The 25,393-nt window shown below is 61.0% G+C and carries 17 protein-coding genes and 4 pseudogenes; 9 read left to right on the top strand and 12 right to left on the bottom strand.

Annotation, left to right across the window (positions count from 1 at the left end):
- Nucleotides 1–445: 445 nt before the first annotated feature.
- The gene (locus tag AYK65_RS20730) at nt 446–1,351 is read right to left on the bottom strand and encodes a LysR family transcriptional regulator (RefSeq protein ID WP_081160283.1); all 906 of its coding nucleotides are present in this window, start codon (nt 1,349–1,351) and stop codon (nt 446–448) included.
- A gap of 99 nt (nt 1,352–1,450) precedes the next feature.
- Here AYK65_RS20730 and AYK65_RS20725 point away from each other — a divergent pair, with 99 nt between their 5' ends.
- Entirely contained in the window at nt 1,451–2,911 is a 1,461-nt protein-coding gene (locus tag AYK65_RS20725) for an LVIVD repeat-containing protein (protein ID WP_081160281.1), read from the top strand.
- A 180-nt stretch (nt 2,912–3,091) separates the two neighbouring features.
- Here AYK65_RS20725 and AYK65_RS20720 read toward each other — a convergent pair whose 3' ends face one another.
- Complete coding sequence (locus tag AYK65_RS20720; RefSeq protein ID WP_081160278.1) at nt 3,092–4,021, bottom strand: LysR family transcriptional regulator; 930 nt, start codon at nt 4,019–4,021, stop codon at nt 3,092–3,094.
- 94 nt (nt 4,022–4,115) lie between these two features.
- Here AYK65_RS20720 and AYK65_RS20715 point away from each other — a divergent pair, with 94 nt between their 5' ends.
- Nucleotides 4,116–5,207, top strand: a complete 1,092-nt coding sequence (locus AYK65_RS20715) for an alpha/beta fold hydrolase (protein ID WP_081160276.1) — start codon at nt 4,116–4,118, stop codon at nt 5,205–5,207.
- 76 nt (nt 5,208–5,283) lie between these two features.
- On the opposite strand, the gene AYK65_RS31980 is transcribed toward AYK65_RS20715, so the two are convergent.
- Nucleotides 5,284–5,499 (bottom strand): hypothetical protein, encoded by a 216-nt coding sequence (locus AYK65_RS31980; protein ID WP_139793282.1) that lies wholly within the window; start codon nt 5,497–5,499, stop codon nt 5,284–5,286.
- 260 nt (nt 5,500–5,759) lie between these two features.
- On the opposite strand from AYK65_RS31980, the gene AYK65_RS33510 reads away from it, so the two are divergent.
- From AYK65_RS33510 to AYK65_RS20700, 4 genes and pseudogenes are all read left to right on the top strand, one after another.
- Nucleotides 5,760–5,888, top strand: coding sequence for a hypothetical protein (locus tag AYK65_RS33510; RefSeq protein WP_275531678.1), 129 nt, complete (start codon nt 5,760–5,762; stop codon nt 5,886–5,888).
- 296 nt (nt 5,889–6,184) lie between these two features.
- Nucleotides 6,185–6,790, top strand: a pseudogene (locus tag AYK65_RS20710) (ROK family protein); the annotation flags it as partial.
- 441 nt (nt 6,791–7,231) lie between these two features.
- Nucleotides 7,232–8,506, top strand: coding sequence for a hypothetical protein (locus AYK65_RS20705; RefSeq protein ID WP_081160273.1), 1,275 nt, complete (start codon nt 7,232–7,234; stop codon nt 8,504–8,506).
- Between the two features lie 113 nt (nt 8,507–8,619).
- Nucleotides 8,620–10,317: a phospholipase D-like domain-containing protein gene (locus tag AYK65_RS20700; RefSeq protein ID WP_081160271.1), complete on the top strand. Its 1,698-nt coding sequence runs from the start codon at nt 8,620–8,622 to the stop codon at nt 10,315–10,317.
- A 175-nt stretch (nt 10,318–10,492) separates the two neighbouring features.
- On the opposite strand, the gene AYK65_RS20695 is transcribed toward AYK65_RS20700, so the two are convergent.
- From AYK65_RS20695 to AYK65_RS20650, 9 genes and pseudogenes are all read right to left on the bottom strand, one after another.
- Nucleotides 10,493–10,816, bottom strand: coding sequence for a DUF5132 domain-containing protein (locus AYK65_RS20695; RefSeq protein ID WP_081160268.1), 324 nt, complete (start codon nt 10,814–10,816; stop codon nt 10,493–10,495).
- Nucleotides 10,817–11,381: 565 nt separating this feature from the next.
- Nucleotides 11,382–12,391: pseudogene (locus AYK65_RS20690) on the bottom strand (IS110 family RNA-guided transposase).
- A 409-nt stretch (nt 12,392–12,800) separates the two neighbouring features.
- Entirely contained in the window at nt 12,801–13,721 is a 921-nt protein-coding gene (locus AYK65_RS20680; RefSeq protein ID WP_244560057.1) for a formylglycine-generating enzyme family protein, read from the bottom strand.
- A 105-nt stretch (nt 13,722–13,826) separates the two neighbouring features.
- A complete protein-coding gene (locus AYK65_RS20675) occupies nt 13,827–14,825 on the bottom strand; it encodes an HAD family hydrolase (protein ID WP_081160261.1) in 999 nt (332 codons plus the stop codon).
- Nucleotides 14,826–14,874: 49 nt separating this feature from the next.
- Nucleotides 14,875–15,435 (bottom strand): hypothetical protein, encoded by a 561-nt coding sequence (locus tag AYK65_RS20670; RefSeq protein WP_081160258.1) that lies wholly within the window; start codon nt 15,433–15,435, stop codon nt 14,875–14,877.
- Nucleotides 15,436–15,511: 76 nt separating this feature from the next.
- The gene (locus tag AYK65_RS20665) at nt 15,512–17,149 is read right to left on the bottom strand and encodes an arylsulfatase (protein ID WP_081160257.1); all 1,638 of its coding nucleotides are present in this window, start codon (nt 17,147–17,149) and stop codon (nt 15,512–15,514) included.
- Between the two features lie 214 nt (nt 17,150–17,363).
- On the bottom strand, nt 17,364–17,747 hold the full coding sequence (locus AYK65_RS20660; RefSeq protein WP_081160254.1) for a response regulator transcription factor: 384 nt from the start codon (nt 17,745–17,747) through the stop codon (nt 17,364–17,366).
- A gap of 125 nt (nt 17,748–17,872) precedes the next feature.
- Complete coding sequence (locus AYK65_RS20655) at nt 17,873–18,496, bottom strand: response regulator transcription factor (protein WP_081160252.1); 624 nt, start codon at nt 18,494–18,496, stop codon at nt 17,873–17,875.
- Complete coding sequence (locus tag AYK65_RS20650) at nt 18,493–20,394, bottom strand: sensor histidine kinase (protein WP_081160249.1); 1,902 nt, start codon at nt 20,392–20,394, stop codon at nt 18,493–18,495. The genes AYK65_RS20655 and AYK65_RS20650 overlap by 4 nt, the downstream gene beginning before the upstream one ends.
- Before the next feature lie 263 nt (nt 20,395–20,657).
- Here AYK65_RS20650 and AYK65_RS20645 point away from each other — a divergent pair.
- The 3 genes and pseudogenes from AYK65_RS20645 (at nt 20,658) to AYK65_RS20635 (ending at nt 25,181) form a co-directional block, all read left to right on the top strand.
- Nucleotides 20,658–21,951, top strand: a pseudogene (locus AYK65_RS20645) (alpha/beta hydrolase).
- A 415-nt stretch (nt 21,952–22,366) separates the two neighbouring features.
- A pseudogene (locus AYK65_RS33950) lies at nt 22,367–22,969 on the top strand (HlyD family secretion protein); the annotation flags it as partial.
- Nucleotides 22,970–23,087: 118 nt separating this feature from the next.
- On the top strand, nt 23,088–25,181 hold the full coding sequence (locus AYK65_RS20635) for a mechanosensitive ion channel family protein (protein WP_081160244.1): 2,094 nt from the start codon (nt 23,088–23,090) through the stop codon (nt 25,179–25,181).
- Nucleotides 25,182–25,393: the final 212 nt, after the last annotated feature.

The following is a 25,393-nucleotide window of genomic DNA, read 5'->3' as shown; positions in this document are numbered from 1 at the left end:
CATCGTGTCTTGCAGGACCTCGCCGGAGTCCTGCGTCTCACGAGATGCAGGCGGCCCTTGGGGCCGCTCCACCCAAAGCCCCCATCGACAAACACCGAGCGAGACGCCGCTGGTAATGAGACCGGGCGGCGGGCCGTCGAGGCCGGGAACGGCCTCAAACGATGGGTTCAGCAAGTCTTTCCTTTCGCCTTGAAGGGCGATGGCCCGCATGAAAGCGAAACAAGCACGCAAGGTGGATGATGTCGCAGGAGATTGTATAGCAGGAGCGGTGGCAATCAGTGTTTTCCAGGATGGAAAGATCCCGATGACCGACGGGATGCTGCGGCGGGCCAGTCGGCGGCCGGTGCCTTCTTCCTGCAGGGCTGTCCGCTTCGCCAATGCCGGAACGCCTGGCGGACTGATCGGCATACCGGACGGCGAGCAGATCGTCCGCAGGGCGGCACAGCTATCGATCGACCTTGCAGTAGTTCTCTCGTGCGACGGCGCGGACGACATCGATGAACGCCCTCGTCACAGGCCGTAGCCGGTCGCTTCGGTAAACGATCGAGGTATCTATCGAGAGGTTCGATCCCGAAATGGCCCGGTAGACGACCCCGTCGCGCTTCAGGTTCTCGAGGCATTTGGGGAGAAGCGAAACGCCAAGGCCGACCGAAACGAGGCCGATGATCGTCTGCTTCGGTGTTGCCTCCCGGACGATTCTCGGACTGAAGCCCGAGCTTTGGCAAAGCCCGATTATCTGGTCGTAAAGAGTAGCATTGATGCTGCGCGGGAACTGGATCAGTGCTTCATTTGCCAGCTCCGCCAGCGGGATCTCAGCATGAGATGCCAGTCTATGCTGCTGTGGCACCGCAATCATCAGAGGCTCGACAAGGACCGTTTCGATCGCCAGATGCTTGCCGCTGACCGGTGGGTGAATGAAACCTACATCCAGCCGGCCCTCGCTCACGCCGCGAACTTGATCCGGAATGCGGAGATCGGAGAGTTCAAGCGTTACATCCGGGTATGATCGGGTGAATCGTTCGACGATTGCGGGAATCACGCTATAGATCGCCGCATCGATGAAGCCGACGGACAGATGTCCCGTCTCGCCGCGCTCCGTCTTCCGCACGAGTTCGGTGGCGGCTTCCGTCTGCTGCAACAGGCTGCGTGCTTCCTCCAAAAGAACCGAGCCTGCCGCTGTCAGCTCGACCTTGCGTTTCGTCCTCTCAAGCAGTGCTATGCCGAGTTCACGCTCCAACCGCTGTATCTGCTTGGTGAGTGGAGGCTGGGAGATGTTGAGCCTCTTTGCGGCACGGCCAAAATGCAGTTCCTCTGCGACAGCCACGAAGGATTGAAGCAGTCTGTGCTCCATCAGAGTTTCCGTTCCGGTATCACAGGCGGATGAAACGATATTGGACGGAATATATCTGCTCCAGCATCATGCGCAAAGGATGCTTCGCAGGGAGATAACATGAGCGATCAGAGATTCTCGCGGCGGCAGATGCTGCAGGCACCTCTCATCGGTGCAACCGTTGTCGCGGCCTCACAATCCGGCTTCGCTTGCGAAGCCGTCGCCCAGCCCCAGCCGTCAAACTCGCCTGCCCCTGCCGGGGCCTATGCGCACAACGTCGAGGCGGTCGGCTACACCGACATGGAACACCGTCCGGCTTTCAAGATGGCTATCCGCGAGGTGAGAGGCCGGTGGTACCTCTATACGGGCCATTTCTGGGACTCCGGCTGGAGCGTCGTTGACGTGACCGATCCTGCCAAACCGCGGGTGGCCAAGTTCATCTCGTACCCGACACCGAACACGTGGACGCTGCAGGTCGATCTGTCGGGCGACACGATGGTGACGGCTTTGGAAAAGCCGTTCGCGAATTTCGGCGGCGATCCAGACGCTCCCTTTGATGAAGGCCTTCTCGTCTGGGACATCGCCGATCCGCTGAACCCGCAACTGCTGTCGCACTTTAAGACCGGCGCAAACGGCACCCACCGCAATCTCTATCCGGGGGGACGCTATGTTCACGTTGCCGCGTCCATGCCGGGCTATCGCGGTAACATCTACCTCATTCTAGACATTTCGGATCGCGCCAATCCGCGTGAAGCGGGACGCTGGTGGGTGCCGGGGCAGCACGAGGCAGGAGGTGAGAGCTTCTCCGATGCGCTGCTGACAAGTATCTCACGTTCAAGAGAGCGAGCGGAACCGATGCGGTTTCAGGCGCAATGCATATGCGGCGCATTCTGCTCCGGGGCCGGCGAGGACGTCTCACTGCACGGGCCCGCTTACGTCGTGGGAAACCACGTCTATCTGCCATATGGGGCGGCCGGCATGATCGTGCTCGATATAAGCGATGTATCGCGGCCACGGAAGATCGGCGGGCTAAGCTTCAGCCCACCGTTTCATTCCCGCTTCGGCGTGCACGGCGTCCTGCCGATTCCGGAGCAGGGCATCGCTTTCGCAAATTCGGAGAATGTGACCTATGGGCAGGGCGCTGCCCATCACGCCTCGATCATCGACATATCGGACCCCAGCGAGCCTTTCCTGCTGTCGTTGCTCCCGGAGCCTGTGCCTCCGGCCGAGGCTCCTTACGCTGATTTCACGACGCGAGGCGGATGGCGCGGCCCGCACAACATCAACCATCATCAGCATCATCCGGATGTCGAAAAGCAAGGAGACCTCTTCTACATAGCCCATTTCAATGCGGGGCTGCGGATCTATGACGTCTCCAACAGACGCCTCCCGCGGGAAGTGGGCTATTTCATTCCGCCCGAGCCGGTGCGCCGTTACGGTCCGATGCCGGAGGACAAGCTGATCCTTCAGACGGAGGATGTCGTCGTTGACCGGCGAGGCTTCATCTACATTAGCGACAAGAACCAGGGCATCTGGGTCCTGCGCTACACCGGCGAGCGGCCGCAGGCGCGCCGCGCATGAGCGTCGGATTCATTTTGCAGTACGGCTGTTACTGCCGGAGCGGATCGCGAGGAAGCCGTCCGCGACAGGCTCGCTCGCCGTCCTCCTGTGGCCTCTTCGAGGCGATTCGAACCAGACGGCCACGTCCTCAATTTAATGCGGCCTCCCGACGGTAAGATCTCCGGCACATATCATGTCCTGTCACGACCAAGCATTGTGCCCTGGCTGTCTGCTTCTGCTCGACAGGGATCTGACCGTCTCGAGAAACGCGCCCGGCGCCCGGCGGACGCCGCGCGGCTTCCATACAATTGCGAGATCCCAGGTGAGGTCGTCCGGCATTCCCTCCAGCGGCACCATAGCCACACCGTCCACCTGCATGGAGCGCGCCCCTTCCGGTACGAAGGCCACTCCCATGTCGGCCGCGACAAGGCTCAGGATCGTATGCATCTGGCGGGCCTCCTGGCGCACGCGCGGCACGAAGCCGGCCTGTCGGCAGGCGCTCATTAACTGACTGTGGAGCGATGGTCCTTGCACATGCGGAAAGAGTACGAAGGACTCGTGCGAGAGTTCAGCCAAGCCGACCGGTATCCCCGTCGCCAAGCGGCTCGTACGCGGCACTGCGAGGCAAAAGCGGTCGCGATCGATCACTTCGACCTCTAGCCCTGATTCCGTCTTCAGGGGCGGCGTAACAAACCCCACGTCGACCGTGCCCTCCAGCAATCCCTGGAGTTGTGCGTCGGTTGATCGTTCATCCAAGCGGACCTCGACCATCGGAAAGCGTTCGCGATGGGCGCGGAGCGCGGCGGGAAGAACGCGGTAGAGCGCCGCGCTCGTAAAGGTCACCGTGATTTCGGCCAGATCTTCCGATGCGGCCCGTCGCGCCATTCGTATGCTGTCGTCGGCCTGCTGTAGCGTGCGGCGCGCCTCATTCAGGAATACATGGCCTGCAGGGGTCAGTTCAACCCGCCGTTGCGTCCGGACGAAGAGCGGAAAACCGAGTGCGGTTTCAAGACGTTTGATCGACTGCGAGAGTGGCGGCTGGGCCATGTGAAGACGGCTGGCGGCCCTGCCGAAGTGAAGCTCCTCGGCAACGGCCACGAAGTGGCGCATGTGATGCAGGTCGACCATCATATCAATATCGTCTCAATAAACTGTCGATTGATATTGGAAGAAACCGCACAGAGGTGCCAAGTCAAGAGCCTGACGCAGCAGAAAGGAGGTTCTAATGCGCTCGCAGCCAATAACCCCGCGTCTGAGCAGGGCGGTCCTCATCGGGGCTATTCTTCTTGGCGGTACCGCTCATGCAGCGATCATGCGCCAAGACTTTACCGTGACCAGCGATCCGGGCGTTGAACTGGCGGTCCGTGAGGTAAGCGATGACAAGCTTCAGCCAGGCAGACTGCCGGTTGTGCTGGTCCACGGCGCGCGCGTGTCCGGCGTTGCTTCCTTTGATCTTCCTGTGGAGGGAGGCTCTCTCGCAGCCGACTTGGTTCGCGCCGGGCATCACGTCTTCATCATTGATGTGCGCGGCTACGGTGGCTCAAGCCGGGGCGGGCAAGACGGAAGCCAAGATGGCCAACCGCTCGTACGCTCCGACGAAGTGGTTCGCGACATTGCCGCCGTAGTCGACGCCATACAGGCGAGGACAGGGCGGTCGCAAGTTGCAATCCTGGGCTGGGCCACCGGCGGTCATTGGGCGGGCATGTATTCCAGCCAGAACCCGGACGAGGTGAGCCATCTGGTGATCTACAACAGCCTCTACGGTGCGCACTCCGGTCACAAGGCCCTTGGGCCAGGCTCGGACATGGCCGATCCGAATAAGCCCGACGAGTTCGATGTCGAGCGGCTCGGGGCCTACCGCCTGAACACGGCAGCCTCTCTCCTGCCATCGTGGGACCGTTCGATTCCGGGCGAGGACAAGGCCGCCTGGCGCGATCCGAGGGTGGCTGAAGCCTATCAAGCCGCGGCGCTTGCCTCTGATCCGACCTCAGCCAGCCGCAACCCGCCCTCGTTCAGAGCCCCGTCCGGCGCGATGGCCGACTCATTTGATCTCGCTTCGGGGCGCAAGCTGTGGGATGCCGGTCCGATTACCGCGCATGTGCTGGTGATCCGCTCAGAGAATGACTTCTGGAGCCGACCGGAGGACGTCACGAAGCTGGCTCAGGATTTAAGACGGGCTGCAAGCGTGCGCACAGTCACAATCCCCAGGGCAACGCATTACGTTCATCTCGACAGGCCGGATCGCGGGCGCAGCAGGCTCATCGCCGAGGTGACCCGGACGCTCGCGCAGCCCGCCAACGTGAAACCGTTTGACTGAGAACGCACTTCGTTCAAGCGCGTCGGTCTGCGCATAACGAACCTCCCGCCCCGCCTGGGGCGGCGGACTGCTCGCTCTAGCCGAGGATCGTCGGCTTGAGCACCGTCTCACACCACTCCCGGAAGCTGGTCGGTGTCGAATTCGCGGGCGTCCGCGACTCGGCATCGTCGAGACCGGAATCCTTGGCCGCAAACATCTCTGCATAGCCCAGGGCGAAACCCGGCGACATGCCGCGTGCGGCAAGCCCTCCTTGAAGGCCTCGAGCGAGACCTGCTGGAACCGCACCGGCCACCTGAGCACTTCGGTGAGGATCGCGGCCATGTCGTTACAGGACAGGTCCTCCGGGCCCAGCAACGGCACGTCGGCGCGCCCGCTGACCGGTCGAGCAGCAGCTTCGCGGCGGCGGCGGCGATGTCGCGCGTGGCACAGGTAGGATGCCTGCGGTTGCCATCGAGGGGCAGGCTGAATAATCCCTCGTCGCGGATCAATGCCGCCTGGCGGAGGAGATTGTCCATGAACGAAGGGTTTGCCAGAGCGCGGTAGGAGGCGCCCGTGTCGGCCACCATCGGCAATGCTCCGGCAAAGCAGGAACGTGCCCAGATGGTGAACGGTGAAGCTCGCTTCGAAAGACCCGGAGGTCCGGTTCTTAGGAGCGAGGACATCGAAAAGAACACCAAGTAGCGAACGCCATGCGTCGAATGGGGAATCCGTGTCGCTGGCGGTGAAAGACAAGCTGGCGAGCACATCCTGCCCGAGGTTCGGATGCGCGGAACCTTTCTTCCCTTCATCCACTTTGCCTCCTTCAGTTGCAATGAAGGAGAGCTCTGCGACTATTGCTACATGTTATTTATGGGGGTAAAAACACGTTTCCGCTGTAACCTTAATAGTTCTCTACCCTCCATAGTGGTACTTTCCCATATCGGGTTCGCGGAGAATTTTTCTCTACACCACCTGTGGGGACGCGAAGCAGTCGACCGTTAGGCAAGGGATTGTGCAGGGTGGAGTTGACCGTTTTCGTTGGCGAGACGACACTTCTGCAGCAAGGCGAAAGCCTCCGCGGAGTAGGCCTCTGGTGCCAGACCTTCGCTTATCTCTCTTTCAACTATGGTTTTGGCGGCGGACTGATTCTCGAAGGCAAACCGTTTCATGGTTTTCACGGCAATGCCGGCGAGTTAAGCGGCATCTACAATCCGGACGAGAGCGTCCATCGCCCGGCGCTGCAATATCTCCTTCGCACGTTGCAGGATAACGGCGTCGAGGTCCGCTCGGTGGACGCGCTTTACCGCCGATTCGACCCCGCTTGGCCGGGTGTCGAGGACTGGCTCACTGAGACGATGCCGCAAGTTGATCGGCTAATCGCCACCCTGATAGCCGTCATCGATCCGCAGGCGATCGTCTTTGGCGGACAATTGCCGCGCTCCCTCGGCCGAATGATGATCGACCGCGTGCACATGCCGTCGAAGCGCGCGCATCGCTACGGCGTCGGGCCGAAGGAGGCGCGACTTGTTCTCAGCGAAACGGAGGGCGACGCCTCCGCCATCGGCGCTGCTCTCCTGCCGCTCAAGGTTCGGTATTTTGTCTGAGCTGACCAGGATTAGGCGTCGATCCGTTCCGCGATCGGGACACCCGCGCCCTTTATGAAGGTTCTGCGACGGCCGTCCAAACGCATAGCGACGCGGTTCGATTTGAGGGCACGGCGGATTACTGGGGGGAGGCGGGCATGGACGGCGGTATGCGCGGGCTCCATCTACAGTGGTACTCGCGTAACCACGCTGCTGAATTCTCATCGTAACACTAACCGAGCGCTGCACGCGTTACGAACGTAACATCGGGTATCGCAAGAACGCGCTACGGTAGCATGTTGGCGGCGGTGCGAGAGCTCTGCGGGAGCCCGGCGGAGGGGCGTCTGCAAGGGCCATGGTTTGTGCGATATCCAGATACCGATCTCGGCGGCTGTCATCAGCTCTTGAACACGCGTCGATAGAGTACCCGAGAAGAACCTTCGATTAGGATGGAGAACGGGCATGGATATCTATCAGCAGATCTGGGATGCCGACCAAAGCGGCAATGGTGTGAAACCCATCCTGGCGGGAGCGGATGAAGCGCCGGAAACCGGTTACGTCCGCGTCGTCAATACCGACGGCCCAGCAACGCCCTCCGGCGAACTCAAAGTGCTTTCCGAAGTCAAAATTCCCGAGCATAAGAGAACTACGTACGACCTCGTTCGCGCGCTTTTTGACAACTACGCGCTCGACGAGCGGGAGGCTGAGGTGGAGACTCCGGAGGAGCGGGCCGAAGTGCACGAGCTTCTCGAAGCCATCATCGACACCGCACCCATGCAGGTGGCGCGGGCCTATATCTCGGAGGAATCCGGCACACCCGTCTCGCGCGACCGCTGGTACGCGACGCTCACCGAACAATGGTTCCGTCGCTTTTCACAGAGCGGCGACCGCGATCTCTCCGGCTTCGAACACGTCTTCGTCGGCGAGCAGGAAGGCCCGAAAGTGCAGGGCTATCACTTCTGGTACAAGTACCACCTCGACGACGGCCTCGCGTCGCACATCGACCGCAATCGCTTCCCCGGTTTCAAGGATGACCGCATTCTTTATCTGCGCGGCCATTACAAGGACGGCCAAGAGCAGTTCCCGGAATCCGTAACGGTTTCCTATCGCTGGGACGCACCCGATTACGACGCCGGCAGGACCCGCCCTTTGACCAAGCCGATCGGCGGCTTTTTCGTCGGCTGCAGCGTCGAGGGCCTGATGGCCATGGGGGCAGTGCGTGCACATCGCGGTGCCCGCGCGCCAAAGGAAGCGGTAATCAACGGCGCGCGCTATGACATGAAGCTGTTCCTCGATCAAAGCCAGCGTTTCGTCCGTACCTTCTACCCGGTCTATCTCGGCCCAGCCGGCAACCAGCCGACAGGCAGTGCAACGCCTCACGGCGGCGGTGGCCAGGCGCCAGGCGTCGTCAGCGGATCGGTCAAGATCGTCGCCGCGCTGGTCAACCCGATGGGTCATGATGATGGCGAGGAAACCGTGACTCTCGTCAACACCGGGATCGATACGGTCTCGCTCGACGGTTGGTTTCTCGTCGACAAAATGCGCAATCGCTTCGGCATCAAGGATGTCACGCTCGCGCCCGGCATGGCGACAACCGTCTTGCTACCGCGCCATTCCGTTCAACTGTCCAACAAGGGCGGCGAAATACGCCTCGTCGACCGCGCTGGATCAACGACCCATCTCGTCACCTACAGCAAGGCGCAGGCCGACCGCCAGGGCGAGACGATCATTTTCTGACGTAGACGGTCGGCGCCCTCGGCACGGGCGCCTACGAAATCGGATTTGGAGGCGTCTGCCGAGACGCTCGCAGAGGATAACGCGCGATTGCGCGATCAAAAGAGGGCAATGCAATGAGAGTCATGGCAACAAATGGCATGATGCGTGCACGCGCAATTGCAGGAACCTATGTCGTCGTGCTTGCCTGGGACTTCCAGCCCGGGCAGGAGGATAAGTGCGACGGGCTAATGGGCTTCGCCGTCGAGCGGACGGAGTTCAAAGGCGAGGAGATCGTTGAACGATACTGGATGCGGAGTATCAAGCGGTTCCGCGACAAGGATCGGGGACTGGCGCCGGGTACACCCGTCAGCACCGCCGATCACCCGATCCAATCCTTCCAATGGGCGGATTACACGGCGCATGCGGATCGTCGCTATCGGTATCGGATCGTCCCGGTCTATGGCCCGGTGAAGAACCTCGCCCTTGACGAGGACTCGGCTGTACTTCTCGATGTTTCGACTGAGGTCGAGTTCCTCTTGAAACCCGATGCGCCTAATGACGCAGCAAGGCACGACGTCTACTTCAATCGCGGCGTCATCGGCTCGCAGGCCTTTGCCCGCCGCTTCGAGAATGCCGACCCGAAGAATGCGAGCCCTAAGTCCGAGGAGATGGTCTGGCTCTCGCGCGGGCTATATGAAGCACTCATCGCTTTCATCGGCCTTGCGCAGGACGAACGGTTCGCGCTGCGCGCGGCCTTGTACGAATTTCACTATCAACCGGTCGCCAATGCCTTTGCCAAGGCGGTCGAGGCTGGCGTGGACGTCAAGATCGTCTACGATGGCGAGAGCTCCTACAAGGACGGAAACGAAGCGACGATTGCCAGAGCTGGTCTCGACCAGATGGGAGCGGTCAAGGCGCGCACGGTGAGCGAAGGCATCCGCCACAACAAGTTTATCGTGCTACTCCAGGACGGGCAGCCGGTCGCGGTTTGGACCGGCTCGACCAACATCTCCGAGGGGGGCATCTTCGGCCATTCCAATGTCGGCCATATCGTCTGGGACACGACCGTCGCCGAAGCCTACCTCGACTATTGGAAGCGCCTTGCGGAAAATCTGACGCCGACGAAACTGCGGCCTCTGAACCGTGCCGCCTCCCCCCTGCCCGCGGGACTGCCGCCGTCAGACAGCATCACGCCCGTCTTCAGCGCGCGGGACGAAAAGGACAGCAGCGCCACGCTGCAGTGGTATGCCGATCGCATGGCGGAAGCCGAAGAGATCGTCTGCTTTACCGTCGCCTTCAACATCGACAAGGTTTTTCAGAAGGTGCTGAACCGGCACAATGATGTCTTGCGCTATGTCGTCAAGGACGACGATCTCGGTGACGGCGAAATCATAACCCGCGATCGGGATGTGCTGTTTGCGGCCGGCGGATATCTTGGCAGCGGTGCGCTGGTGAATTTCCTGAAGGAGCGCGACAACACGCTCAATACCAACGATTACATCCATGACAAATTCATGCTGGTCGATCCGCTGAGCGACAACCCATTGGTGATCACCGGCTCAGCCAACTTCAGCCAGCCGTCGCAGCGGATCAACGATGAGAACATGCTTGTCATCCGGGGCGACACACGCGTTGCCGACATCTACTTCGGCGAATTCATGCGGATCTTCGACCACCATTATGCCCGTTATCTCGTGAAGAAGCTGACGGAGATCGGCCGCCATGACCCCGAGGCAGGATACTTGAGAGAGAAATCATCGGATTGGGTGCCGGCGCACTTCAATCCGCAGAGCTACAAGTCCAAGCGCAGACGTTATTTCCTGGGAAACTAACGAGCCACTGCGGACCCTCGATCAAACTGTATCCTTGCCAAAAGCCGGGGCATGCAGCTCGAGCAGCAACGAGCACCCTCGCCAGGGCGGCAGCCCTGGCCGTTCAGCGAGGTCGCACAACACGTCTCTCGCCAGCCCCCGGCACTTTGATGCAGCCGACGATGAGACAAACCACTTACTTATTTTGATCTTCGCCGCGCGAAGTTGATGCTTTCGCCGCCGCACGACGGGCAGCAGGCTCAGCCGATCGGGCAGGCTCAGCGCCTCCATTGGCGGACGACATCTCGGCGCGCGCCTCGGCCACGAGATCGCCGTAGCCTTCGCCGAGTTCCGCCACAGCGATGCGGCCCTGATCGTAGGCAACAACACCGGCCTTCAGGACGGCCTTGAACAACGGCCTGGCAATAGGAACAAGGATCGGCCTCAACACGACGGCTCCGATGCCGATGGCAACGGCGGTCGCAACATTACCCTTAAAGGCGTCTTCGAGTATCGCCATGTTAGGTCTCCCTATCTGCCCCTCAAACGCGTCTGTGGTGATTAATGATGATTTGAGCCCTGATTGGCTCGGCTGTCGCAACGCCCACGTGTGTTGAGGTGCTTGTCACAGAAGTATCACAATCGACTCATTTAGAATCAACTTAAAAATGACTCCATGGGGAGGAAAGCGGATTTGGAGGCAGGCTCACTCTGCCCATCAGATGGCGCTGCCGCGGCCACTGCGTTGCCTCAATTGCGGCACGCCTAATTATGGGATCGATGCGAAGCTGGATCCGGCGCGCTGTTCCAGGTGATACATTATGCGATCTTCTGTAACGGGCGTTGCGTCAATCCCTTGTGAGCTTAATCCCCTTGCCGAGTGCTTGCTTCTGTCCGCAGTCGGAGCTTTGCCGCTGCTCTATGGGGTCTGCTGAGGACCGGTTGGCCAATCTTTTAGAGGCGCAGTCACCGCGTGCTGCTGATCGCATAGCGGCCTAACCCATCCATCGTCCCGGCGAAGGGACCTTGCTGCGGAGGGCTGATGGCTGTGCCCGTCCGAAAGCCTGTCTTGTCGTCTCCTCCGATCAAGCCGCCAGGGCTGGCGCTCGCTTATGAGCAATGAAGTTGGTTCTGTCCCTGAGCAGGCAATGCAACACCACCGCCAGCTTGCAGGCCAGCGCGACGCGCGCCTTTCTGGGACCGGCACGTCTGGCGACCGCCAACGCCCAGCGCTTCAGATCGGAACCTTTGACCGGTCGCGTCAGGATGACATTGGCCGCCTCGTAGAGCGCGGTTCGCACGCTGCCATCGCCGATCTTCGAGATGCGACCGCTATGATCGGTCTCGCCCGATTGATATTTCTTCGGCGTCAATCCGAAGTGCGGCCCCACCGCGCGGGACGAGCGGAATCGCTCCGGCGCATCGACGGCCGCGACAAACGTCAGCGCCACCAGGACGCCAACGCCTGGCGTCGTCATCAGCCGAAGTGCGTTGTCGTCCTGGCGGGCGATGCCACGCAGCTGGCGCTCAAGACCTGCAAATTCATGCACAAGCGCGTCGCGCACCTTCAGCAGCGAAGCGGCGATCGCTTGCAAGGTCGAATGGCCTGCAATCAGCTCGCGGATGCGCCCCGCGTAAGTGCGCCGCGTCGTCGGCCCGACCTTGAGGCCGAAACCGCGCAGGATGCCGCGGATGCTCATCTCGATGTCGTGAAGCTTGCCTTGAATGAGCTTGCGGGCGGTCAGCAGCGCCCGCACCTCCTGGGCGGCAAGAGATTTGCAGTGGACCGGTCTGAACCAGCCAAGCCGCATCAACTGCGCAATGCCGCGGGCGTCCTTCTTGTCGGTCTTGACCGGCATCGTCTTGAAGGCTGAACGCACGTGGCGCGTCTCGATCAGCTCGACGGAGAGACCTGCTTTCACCATCCCGGCATGGAGCCACTGCGACAAGGGGCCACGCCGTGCGCGCCGAACCAGGCGATCAGCGCATCGGGTTCGCTGAGGATCTTTGCTTTCCGCACAATGCGGCCATCCGCATCCACCACGCACACACTTGAGTATTCCAGTGATACGTCGATGCCGGCATACTGCTTCATGGTCGTCTCTCCGTGCTGCTATGGAGCAGGCCACTCCTGACTCCGCGACACCATCATTGTGAGGGACGACCACCGGCCCTTCAAACCGGGCGGGCCGGGTTCCGCCCGTTACACCATCTTCTTGGCCCAGAAGGTGAACATCACAGCAACAAGCCGTGCCGAACTCGTGGGAGCACGGTTCTGTCCGCCCCGATCCAGTCATTCCCGCCGTGCTTCGCGGACGACAGCTGTGCGCCCACAGCAGTCATCCAGGCTTGTTCGCCCGACGGCGCAATTTGGCCTCAAACCGGTTCTCTGTCCTGATAATCCGAAACTGCCGCTAAGGGTGGTGGTAAGCGGACGCAGCAGCGTCAGTTCGGGGCGGACTCGCATGCTACAAAAGCGGTCACTGATGCGAAGTCGCTTGCCATCAAGCATCTCTAATCGGATCGCGCGAAATGCAGCGGAACCCCACATGGCACGTCGAAGTGTCGACGGGCTGCGCCATCCGGGCCGCCGGACGATAGCGCCGGCAATAATTGGGGGCGCAAAGATGCGAGCCGCCTTTCATGACCTTGCGCGGGATTCTAAGGTGCGGCTGAAGCGGATCGAGGCTGTCGGCTTGGTCCGCGCCCTTCGGGTTGGAGATCGTGCAGCACGGGCTGTCGATCCTGCCATGTTCCTGATACCAGTCGGAGGTCCACTCCCAGACATTGCCGGCCATGTCGTAAAGGCCGTAGCCATTCGCCGGAAAAGCGGCGACGGGCGAGGTTCTTTCGTAGCCGTCGTCGCGGAGGTTCTGCCACGGGAACTCGCCCTGCCAGGTGTTGGCCATCTGCCTGCCGCCGGGTGTCAGCTCATCACCCCAGACATAGTCTGCCGCTTCGAGCCCGCCGCGCGCCGCAAACTCCCATTCGGCCTCGGTAGGCAGTTCCTTTTTCGCCCAGGCGGCATAGGCTTCCGCATCCTCGTAGGCCACATGAACGACGGGATGATCCTGTAGGCGCTTGATCGAGCTTGCTGGTCCATAAGGACGCCGCCAGTTCGCGCCTCGAACGTAGACCCACCAGTTGTAGTGATTGCGGAGATCGACGCGCGCCTTGGCCTTGCTGAACACCACCGAGGACGGCGCCAGCATATCCGGCTTCGCACCCGGATAATCTGCGGGATCGACGGGACGCTCAGCCACGGTGACATAGCCAGTCGCCCCGACGAATGCCGCAAAATCGCGATTGGTGACCGGACAGACGTCGATCCAGAAGGCCGTCACCGCCACCTTGTGCGCCGGCGCTTCTTCCGGATAGTGCCTGTCCGATCCCATGAGGAATGTGCCGCCGGGAATCCACATCATCGCTCGATCGCGGGAGGGTCTCGATGAAGCTTCTGCGCGGCTTAGTTCCGCAGGCTTTGTCATGACCTTTCGTTTCCTCGTCCAGGTTCGCGCCACGCCCCGAGATCACGGTTCGAACGCGAACACCTTTGTCCAGTCGGTCTTCATGTCGACAACCGTCCAGTTCATGATCCCGGCTTCGTCTAGGCCCTTGTCCAACCGCCCGATCGACGAGGCCTTGTCATAAGCCCATTCCCGGTCCGCGTCCGTGTGATGGACGTAAAGGCAGAAGCGCGGACCGGGAGGCCTGCACGTCCATTGCAGCATCTGAAGATCGCCGTCGGAATTACCGAACGCCGCTATCGGTCTACGGCCGATGTGCTGGTGGATGCCGACGGGTTTGCCAGCCTTGTCGTCGATGAAGTTGACTTCGGCCAGTCGCATCAGCAAGGGCGTTCCGTCGCGCATTTCGAACTTGGTCTTGCCGCTGCTGCCGATCACCTGTTCAGGCGGAATGCCATAGACTTCTTCACTGAAGACGCGCATGAAATCGATCCCGCCACCAGAGACAATGTAAGTCTTGAAACCGTTGGCTCGCAGATAGCCCAAAACCTCCAGCATCGGCTGGTAAACCATCTTCGTGTAGAGCTGCCCAGTTTTCGGATGCTTGGCGCTGGAAGTCCAGGCGCCGACGATCTGGTCGAACTCCTCTGTGGTCATCCCAGAATGCGTGGCCATGACGATCTGCATGATCGCAGGTTCACCACCTGAGAGCGCCGCTTTCACATCACCCTTCAGCAGCGAGGCAAACGGCTCCTGCGAGGCCCATTCCGGATGTTGCGGGGCGAGCACCTTCACCCGGTCGAGCGCGAACAGGAGCTGAAAGTACATCGGTTGCTCGGCCCACAGGGTGCCATCATTGTCGAAGACTGCAATGCGCTCCGGCACGGGTACGAAGTCGGCTGAGTCTTGGGCGGTCACGCGCTCGACGAACGAGACGATCGACTGCTTGGCCTTGCCTTCATTCCAGGAGGGAAGCACATCTGCGCCCTGGGCAGATGAAGCGAATACCAGCAGAATGATGGACAACAGGTAGCTCTTTGCAACCCGAATGAAATAGGTCATGACCCGATCTCCTTACAGTTGTCATCAGCCGGCATGCCATGGGGCGACGTCACTCCTTCGCGATATTTGCCGACCCGTCGTGATGTAGGCCGTCGCGATAGTCAAACAGCAGGTCCCAGAGCCGGCCTTCGCCGAGTGCAACGGCAAATTCCCTCGAAGCCAGATAGGGGATGAGTATCAGAAGCATGACCACGCTCGTGGCGAGCAGCTCCGGCAGCTTGCCGCCTCCGATTTCCGCGAGTGTGACGGCGATCGTTCTGCCGTTGCTGAGCCCGACGATCGCTTCCTCGACGATGGAAAGGACGACGAGCAAAAGAAGGTAGAGCACGGACTTGTAGGCGATGACGGAAACGAGCCGCAGCCGTCCATATCGTTCACCCAATTTGACGGCATGCCCGAGAAGGATGAATTTCCCCAGGATCAGCGCCTTGATAGCCGGGACGCCGAATGCAGAGAAATGCACCCCCTGGCTGCCAAGTATCGCCATCTTGTAAAGGACGAGCGCGCCGAAGCAGACGTACAGATACGCGGACAGAAGGGCATATTCCTTCAGCTCGCGTTTTGCCCGCTGGGCTATCGTCGCAGTCGGGCGGATTTTCTCTAGCGTCATTGAGCCTGCCTCTTTTCGCCTGAAGGTCGCGCCCGCTATTTGCCTGACGCGACCCTGGATACAGTTCAGAAACCGGTCAGTGTTTCCCGCCCTCCTGCAGCTTGGCCAACACCTCGTTCAGCGCGAAGCTGCCAGGCTTTTGCCGCGGCGGGTAATCGACGTAGGTCTGCAGGTGCCGGGCCACGAAGGCCTGCGCAGGCACGAGCGCAAAGGCATGCTCCACGCGCCATCTGGCGTAGTCGCCGGCGACATGCTGGGCCATCTCGAAAGGATCAGCGCGCAAGTCTATCAGCTTGGGGAAGCGCAGCGTCATCAACGGGTCCTGCCACACATCGAGACCTTCGGCCCGCTGCTCCATAAACACGATCTTCCAGCGGTCATAGCGCAGCCCGGCGAGATTGCCGTCGTCCGTCCAATAGAAGTATTCCTTACGCGAACTTGGCCCGATGCCGGCGAGGAGCTCCCGCTGATTGTACCCGTCGAGATGGACCTTGAACGTTTTCCCTGCCGCCTCATAGCCAGCCAGAAGCTTCTCCTTGACATCCGGCTCACCTGCGGCCGCCACCAAAGTCGGTACCCAGTCCTCATGAGAGACGATGTCGTTGATTTCCGTACCGGGCTTGATGACCCCCGGCCAGCGCATGACCCCAGGAACTCGGTAGCCGCCTTCCCAGTTGGTGTTCTTCTCGCCATGAAACGGCGTGGAGCCACCGTCCGGCCACGAAAAGAGCTCCGCGCCATTGTCGGTCGTCCACAGTACGATGGTGTTGTCGGCGATGCCCAAATCGTCCAGTTGCTTCAGAAGCTGACCGACCATGCCGTCGAACTCCGTCATCCCGTCGGCCACCAGGCCGAGCCCGGTCTTGCCTTGCGACTCCGGCTTCAAATGCGTGTAGATATGCATGCGGGTCGCGTTGAACCAGCAGAAGAAGGGCTTTCCGGCCTTCTGGTTCTTATCGATGAAATTCATCGCGGCGCCCAGGAATTCCGCATCCACGGTCTCCATGCGCCTTTTGTCGAGAGGTCCGGTGTCCTCTATTCTCTGTTTGCCTACCCTGCCGAAGCGCGGGTCCTCAGTCGGGTCATCCGTTTCGGTCGCCACGCATCTAAGCACGCCACGCGGCCCGAACTTGGCGCGGAATTGCGGGTCCTTCGGGTAATCGGGGTTTTCCGGCTCTTCCTCCGCATTGAGGTGATAGAGATTGCCGAAGAACTCATCGAATCCATGAACCGTCGGCAGGAACTCATTGCGATCGCCCAGATGGTTCTTGCCAAACTGGCCAGTCGCGTAGCCTTGCGGCTTGAGCAGTTCGGCGAGCGTCGGATCCTTGTCCGAGAGGCCTTCCTTGGCGCCCGGGAGGCCGACCTTGAGCAAGCCGGTGCGGAAGCAGCTTTGCCCGGTAATGAACGCGGCGCGTCCCGCGGTGCACGACTGTTGCGCATACAGATCGGTGAAGATCGCGCCTTCGTCGGCAATGCGGTCGATGTTAGGCGTTTGGTATCCCATCTGGCCGCGGTTGTAGGCGCTGGTATTCCACCAGCCGATGTCGTCGCCGAAGATGACCAGGATATTCGGCTTCGGGCCTGGTGCTTGCGCTTTCGCACCCCCGCTGGTTATCGGTCCCAGCGCCGTTAAGGCAAGCAGGGATCCGCCCGCCAGAAGAACGTCACGCCGGTTTGGATGGCGGCGCGGATTTGCTTGCTTGTCGCTCATCTTTCTTCTCCCTGACTGGTTTGAACGAATGCGCGGACATGCCGAGGGCCCTCCGGCGTCCCTGGCCGCTTCCGCCGGAACGCACCGTCCGTCATTTAATGCGGATTTGCCGGCACTCTCCTTTGGGTGGCGCGCCGGCCTTTTTTCCACTGGCAATTTTATGGAGTATCGCTCGCGGCGCTATTGTACTTTGGGGAAGACTGCGATCCGACGTTCAATCGGTTGCATTTCCCGCGAGTGCGTCCTTGACTGCACCAACCAACGAGGCGGCGGGAAACGGCTTGTGCAGATAGGCGATGCAACCGACCTTACGTGCCTCCAGTTCGAGCGCGTCATCATCGATTGCCGTGATGAAAATGACCGCGAGCCTAGGATGAGCGGTTTTCAGGCGCCGCCGCAACTCGATGCCCGACATGCCGGCAAGATGGATGTCGAGCACGATGCAGCCAAGCTCCGCCGGCGTAGCGTGGCTGAGAAAGGCTTCGGCCGACGAGTATCCCTCGGTCGTCAAGCCACAGGCGTTCAGCAACCGCTCGACACTTGTTCGCATGCTCGGATTGTCTTCCACGACAGCAACCGTGCGTGGTCGGGTTTCCAACGTGATGCCTTTCCAGAGCCGGTTGGCCGCGGAATACGGCCACGAAATCCATTAGGAGGCAAAATCGCGGTGTCGCCTATTGTCCTTAGGGGAAGAGGAAAGTGCCTGGAAGAGCGGCACGTCAGTCATGCGGTTTTTTCAAGCAAGCCCAGTCGTTCCGCCATCGAAACGGCCTCCGCCAGAGAGCGCGCCCCGAGCTTTTCCATGACGTTGTGACGATGTGCCTTGACGGTCCGCTCGGATGTGCTGAGCTCATAGGCGATCTGCTTGTTGCGCTTGCCACGAACGATCAGGCGGAAGACCTGTGATTCCCGTGGTGTGAGCCTAGCAACAAGAGTATGGAGCGCTTGGACGCGATCTTGCTCCAGCCGTCTCGTCTCACAAAGCTGTAGCGCCCGCTTAACGGCTTCAAGCACCGCCGTGCTCGAGGCCGGCTTTTCAAGAAAGTCATAGGCGCCGGCCTTCATCGCCTGCACGGTGATCGATATGTTGCCACGGCCGGTCAGGAACACGATCGGCAGGAAAGGCGCCATGTCGGCAAGACGAGCCTGCAGTTCCAAGCCGGACAGGCCGGGCATCTGCAAGTCGAGCAGAATGCAGCCATGCCCACTCGGGAGGCGTGCCAATAACTCTTCACCTGATTCGTAGGCCGCGACCCGATAGCCTGAGGCCTCAAGCAACCGCCCCACGGCTGTCCGGAACGACTGGTCGTCATCGACGATGTGAACGGTCGGGCCCACCAGGTTCATCCACGTTGCGCGAGCGGCAGGACGAAGCGGAACACGGCACCCCCTTCCGGGCGGTTGTCGGCCCAGATCTTGCCGCCGTAGATTTCTATTATCACACGGGCGATCGAAAGACCAAGCCCGGTGCCGGCCGGCTTGGTGGTGTAGAAGGCATCGAAGATGCTGCTGAGCTTGTCGTTCGGAATCCCGCAGCCGGTGTCGGAGATCGACACTTCAACCTTTCCATTTGTCCCGGCCAGCGTGGTTTGAAACACCAAATTCCTCTCGGCGCCCGACGCATGGAGCATGGCGTCCATGGCGTTCGTCGCGAGGTTGAGGATGACCTGCTGGACATGGACTCGATCGGCGCGAACCGGCAATCCCTGTGGTGGCCCCATCGAACTCACGACGACGTTTCGCCGCTCCGCTTCCGGTCTGAGTATGTGAATGGCGCTCTGGATCACATCCTTCAGATCGAATTCCTGCCAGTCGATCTCGCTTCGCTTCTTCAGCAATCCTCTCATTTGAGCAATGATGTCGCCGGCTCGCTGGTCGTCGTCGCGGATATCCGCCAGAATCTGCCTGATCAGCTTCAAGTCGGGTTCTTTGCTTTCAAGCATCACGGCTGCGGTTTCGGCGTTGATGCGGATGGCACCGAGCGGCTGGTTGAGCTCATGGGCGATCGAGGCCGACAATGCACCGGCAGTGGCCGATTGGTTTAGATGGATAACCTCGAGAAGACGGCGCCGCGCCTGAAACTCCGCGGCTGCCCGTCGACGGCGTTCGAAGGCCAACGAAACAATGACCAGGCTTTGGGCTGCGACAAAGACGGAAATCGCTATGATCTCCTTCCAATATTCCTCCCACAATGATCTTTCGTTGAAGGACACGACAGTGCCCGGAGGAAGATCGGCTTCCGAAAGGCCCCAACGCCGCAACTGCCGTGCATCGGCCATATAACTTTGCGGCACAGTCACATCGGTGATCGCCTTGCCGGCAAGGGCATCGATGGCCAGACTGGCGACGGCAGCCCCCGTGGATTCGAACGTCGCCGCATTGCCGCCAACGACCCCATGTCCCAGATATGTCGAATATGGACCATAGACCGGGGCGTTGGCCGCGCTTGCGATCTTCTGCAGCGAATTGCGCGGGACGAAGTTCCGGCCGCTGCGATCACTAAGCACGGTCAAGACGATGACGATCGTGTCTGGCGGTAGAGCTGCCACATGCTCGGCAAACTCGTCGATCGACAATCCGGTGAGATAGGTCGTCTCAACATTCCGCGGCAGACCGGTCAGGTCCTCCTGCGCTGCGGCAATCCAGGCCTTGTCGAATTCCGCCGATCCCGCAATCACCACAAGTCGTCGGGCATTCGGCTGAAGTCCGATCGCCATCTCCGCGGTTTTTCTGATTTCGAACTCCGTCAAGGCGCCGACGACGTCGTCGGGCAGACGCAGTTCCTCCGCGGTCGCACTGCCGAAACCGCCAAAGACGATCTTCGCATCCGGTGCGATCGCATTCCGGTTTCTTACGATGAAGCGGGTGGATTCCTCGCCCAGAGCGATGATCAGGTCCGGACGGCGATCGATGTACTTCTCGGCGAGATAGCGCGCCATTCGTTCGACGTGGCGCATCTCGGGGAATCGGGAAAGGTCGAGGAACTCCGAAAAGAGTTCGATCTTGCCCGCGGTCGCCTCAAGCAGCCGCGTTCTTGTGGCCTCGCCGACGATATTCGTAGCAGGAATTCGCTCGTCATAGGGGTAGAGGATCAGGACACGCGGGACCGGGCCCGCGACTTCCGCGGAACCAATGTCGGTCGGGGCGAAAATCGCGATCAATAGAATGCAAATGAGGGCGGACGCGTTCCTGCACGATGGACTCGCGCGAATCTTGCCGGGGCGTGCCTGGAACCAAGCAATCATGCGACACCAGGAGGCTGAAAAGTGTTATCGGGGACCGCTTCAAAAATGGCGCTAGTGAAAATTACGGCGTCGCGTTGCCCCAAAGGACAATATTGTAGACGCCAGCTTACCACTAAAGTTCGCTTATGGTGAGTGTCGGTTGCATTGATCCGATGTGTTCGGCACCTCAGGCAATGCATTGTCAGCACATGCACGACACCTGAGACGCAGGGATAGCGAAAGGACGTGCAGTGAGCATTCCGCACAGGGTCAATAAAAATCGTCTGACCTCCCTATTCCTGCGTTGTCGGTGGCTCGTTGTTTGTTCCGCGCTCGTTCTGTTCCCCGGATGCGGCGGGCATCCTAGGGGCGTGCTGACGCCTGTGGCGGACACCTTGCCCAGTTCCAGCCGCGTGAATATGTTGATTGCGACGACCCGGAGTCGCTCCACCACTTAGGGGGAGATGTTTACCGGCGAACGAGCGCTTGCGCCGGCCTTTGCCGACATCACGGTTTCGATCCCACCAGCGAGCGCTCGCAAGGTCGGTGACGTCGCCTGGCCGAAGAGTCTGCCGTCAAATCCGGCGACAGACTTCGCAACCTTGAAGGCGGACGAGATCAGCCTGGAGGATGCAAAGACCTGGTTCAACGACAGGGTCAGCAAGAGCCCCGACCGGAGCGCGTTCGTGTTCATCCATGGCTTCAACAACCGGTTCGAGGATTCCGTCTATCGCTTTGCGCAGATCGTCCACGATTCGGATGTCGGTAGCGCGCCCATTCTCGTGACCTGGCCGTCGCGGGGGAGCCTGCTCGCCTACGGATACGACCGCGAAAGCACCAACTACACGCGGAACGCTCTGGAGAAGCTGTTCCAGTACCTGGCGAACGATTCAGAAGTAAGGGAGGTCTCAATCCTCGCGCATTCCATGGGCAACTGGCTGGCCCTCGAAGGGTTGCGCCAGATGGCGATACGGAACGGCGGCCTGCCACCGAAATTTAAGAACGTAATGCTTGCGGCTCCGGACGTTGATGTGGACGTGTTCCGCTCGCAGATTGCCGACATGGGCAAGCAGCACCCCCGGTTCACATTGTTCGTATCCCGCGATGATCGGGCGCTCGCCTTCTCGCGCAGGGTGTGGGGAGACATCGCCCGACTTGGATCGATTGATCCCGAGCAGGCTCCTTACAAGGAGGAGCTCGCAGCCAACAACATCGCCGTGATCGACCTCACAAAGGTGGAGGCCGGCGACGGTCTCCACCACAGCAAGTTTGCGGAATCGCCGGAGATAGTCAGGCTGATCGGCGCACGTATCTCCGAAGGCCAGACGCTGACCGACAGCAGGATGGGTCTCGGGGACCACCTGGTTGCCGGAACGACCGGAGTAGCGGCGGCGGCCGGGAATGCGGCGGGTCTTATGCTCGCCGCGCCGGTCGCCATGGTGGATCAGAATACCCGAGACAAGATGCCATCACTTGAACAGCATGACAGGTCAGACGAGCGCCCAGCAATCGACGAGGGCATCGAAATGCGGCTCGAAAACCGCGGCAGGCAGACAGGTTTGCGCCATGGCACAATGATGGCGCAAGTGGGCGGCCAGTGAAGGAGAAGTCGATGGTGTTGAAGAAAAGTCTGAAGCTTGGGTTCTCACTGGTCTTGGCGGCGTTGGGCTCCACCTGGGCACGGGCGGCCGACGTATCACCTCTGCTGGCCCAAGACCCACAGCCTGCCGAGGTGCAGGATGGCTGGACTTTCTCGATCGCTCCGTACTTCTGGATGGCCGGACTGTCGGGCGAAACCTCCCAGTTCGGGCTGCCCACTGTGGACATCGATGCCGATTTCGGCGACATCCTCGACCATCTCGATTTCGCATTCATGGCTGCCGGCGAGGCGCGATATGACCGTTTCAGCATCATAGGCGATGTCATCTACACAAAGCTGTCTGCCAATGGCGAGACCCCTCTTGGGATACTCGCGAATGACGTTGATGTGAAGCAGAAGGCCAGCGCCGAGGCGGCGCTGGCCCAGGCTCAGGTCGAACTCGACAAGACAGTCGTGCGCGCAGGCACGGGCGGCATGCTTCAGCAGTTCGCGCTTCGGCCCGGTGACGTCGTCAATCCCATGATCCGCTGCGCCGGCATACTGGTGCCTGATGATCGCCGGATTGGGCTGATCGCCGGCTTCGGCCAGATCGAGGCCCAGGTGATGAAGCCGGGGATGATCGCTGAGGCGACCTGCGTCGGCAAGCCCTTCACGATCATCCCGATGGTAGTAACCGAGGTCCAGGAGGTCATCGCCACCGGGCAGATCCGCCCGACCGATCAGCTCGCCGACGTGCAACAGATGGCGCGGCCCGGAACGCTGACCACTTTCCTGGAACCGCTCTTCGACGGCCAGTTCACCGGCATACCGCCGGGAAGCAGTTGCATCGCAAACGCCTATACCAGCAATCACGACGAACTGCACTCGCCGGACATCAGCACGCCACGCTGGCTGTTCCTGCACATGGTGGACACCGTCGGGTTGGTGCACGCGATGATCCTCCGGCTGCAAGCGCTGCTCCTGCCGGTGCAGACGCTTGTACTGACAGGGCATTGAACTGGAGGGGCGCGCGGCCCCTTCTTGCTGATCTCGAAGCCTACGGGCCGGCGGGCGCAACGACGTCTCCGCCTGCCTGGGTATCGCGGACGTCGGTGCAAAGGATAGGGCGAACCGGATGAGCGCAGGTTTCAGGAATGGGTGCAGAGGTCTCGCCGCGATCGTGCTGTTTCTGCAGCTCGTTTTCGGACTTGCCGCTACGGTGGCAGCGCAAGAGCCGGCGACTGCTACTGCGCCGCCCGCCAAGGTCCAGCAACTGATCGAACTGCTGGACGATCCGGAGGTCCGGCAATGGCTGACCGCCAGGCAGGCCGCCGTCACGCCGCCGGCGGGTCTCGCATCGCAATGGGTCGCCGAGATCAGAAGGCACCTTGACGGCATGCGGAACGCCGCGCCGCGGATGGTTCCGGAGTGGGTGGCGGCCCGAGAGCGCACCGCGGCCGAGATGCACCAAGGGACGATGCCGATCCTCCGCGGTTTCGCGTTCGTGCTCCTTGTCGGTTACGGCGCCGAGTTCCTGCTGCGCTACACATTGCGGCGCAGTGCAGGCCGAAGCTCGGCCCAGTTCGGGCTTGGTCTCGGGGCGCTCCTCCGGATCGCCCCGCTGGTCGTCTTCGCGATCGCAGCGATCGCCGCCTTCGTGCTAGCCGGCTGGCCACGCCAGTTCGAAGCAGCGGTTGCCCCGCTGCTCATTGCCTGGATCGCCGCCCGCCTGCTGATCGCGATCGCTGCGGCCGTGTTCAAGCCCGCATACGAGGACGGCGGGGCAGCGGAGACGCGGCATAGGGTATCTCTTACGCCGGATGCAGCGCGTTTCTTGTACAGACGATTCGTGCTGTTTGCCTGTTCCACTGCTTTCCTGTGGGCCGTCATCGACATGATGCGCGCACTCGCGGTTCCGGTCGACGTCCGTGATCTAACGGCGGCCGTCCTCGGCCTCCTTGTGCTGGGCCTTGCAATCGATACGGTGTTGCGCCGACCCGTCGTGGAAATGACAGCCGGGCGGCGGATATTGCGCAACGCGTTCCTCATCGGCTTCCTCGTCATGCTGTGGGTCGTCTGGGTTGCCGGCATGAAGGTGCTGTTCTGGCTCGGGGTCTATCTCCTCGGCCTGCCGCCGCTGCTGCGTTTCGTCAGTGCCGCGACGCGGACGATGCTGGACGCAGAGGCGGCAGACAACCTTCAGGTAATGCGGAATGTGCTGATCGACCGCGGAGCGCGGTTCGCCATCATCGCGCTCGCGGCCGCCTGGCTCGCCGTCATTTTCCGCTTCAACGGCAGCGCGATGATGCAGGACGACGTATTCAACCGCGTCTTCCGCGGTCTCCTTGCCGGAGTGGTCATTCTGCTGGCGGCAGATCTGATCTGGCAACTGGCGAAAGGGTTTATCGATCTTCATCTGAGGCGGGCGAGCGTCGACGGCTCCGGCTCGGCGCAACTCGCCCGCAGCATGCGACTGCGCACGCTGCTGCCGATCCTGCGCAACTTTCTCGCAGCCTTCATCGCGGTCGTCGCCGGCATGATGGTGCTTTCGGGGCTCGGCGTCCATGTTGGCCCGCTGATCGCCGGTGCCGGCGTCTTCGGCGTCGCCATCGGCTTCGGCTCTCAGACCCTCGTCAAGGACATCCTTAGCGGCGTGTTCTACATGATGGATGACGCCTTCCGGGTCGGTGAATACATCCAGAGCGGCAGCTACAAGGGAACGGTCGAATCCTTCAGCATCCGCTCGGTCAAGCTTCGGCATCACCGTGGTCCGGTGTTCACCGTTCCTTTCGGCTCGCTGGGCGCCGTCCAGAACATGAGCCGCGACTGGGTTATCGACAAGTTCATGATCAACGTCTCCTACGATGCCGACGTCGCCAAGGTGAAGAAGGTCGTCAAAGGCATAGGCGCCGCGCTCCTCGATGACCCCGAACTCGGGCCGCTGATCATAGAAACGGTGAAGATGAAGGGCGTCGAGCAGTTCGGCGATTACGGCATCACCTTGAGCTTCGCCGTGACGACGAAACCCGGTCACCAGACCCAGATCAGGCGGCGGGCCCAGGCCATGATCAAGGACGCCTTCGCGGCCAACGGCATCCACTTTGCCTCGCCGACCGTTCAGGTCGCCGGCGATGAAGCGCAAGCGACAGCGGCCGCCGCCGCGACCCGCGATGCAATCGCCAAAAAGAACGCTGCCGCGGCACAAAAGGGCGAGGCAGCAGCCGAGTAGCTCGCGATGGTCCACCGGGGCTGCTTTGCGTCCGAGACACGACCTTCCCCGTACTATCGGCAAAGGTCCGGAAATGGCACCTTCGTCACGTTCAGATCGCCGGCGGCAAGGTGAACTTTCCACCCTGAGGAGACCTTGCTCTCCTCAAGGTAAAATGACCGCTTCGCGCCCATATGTGTCGTAGGCCGTGCTTTCCCGAAAACAGACGTCAA

The sequence above is a fragment of the Ensifer aridi genome (genome assembly GCF_002078505.1).
In the GTDB taxonomy this organism is placed as follows: domain Bacteria; phylum Pseudomonadota; class Alphaproteobacteria; order Rhizobiales; family Rhizobiaceae; genus Sinorhizobium; species Sinorhizobium aridi.
The sequence above is the reverse complement of the archived record's forward strand: the minus strand, read 5'-3'. Positions and strand labels throughout refer to the sequence as shown.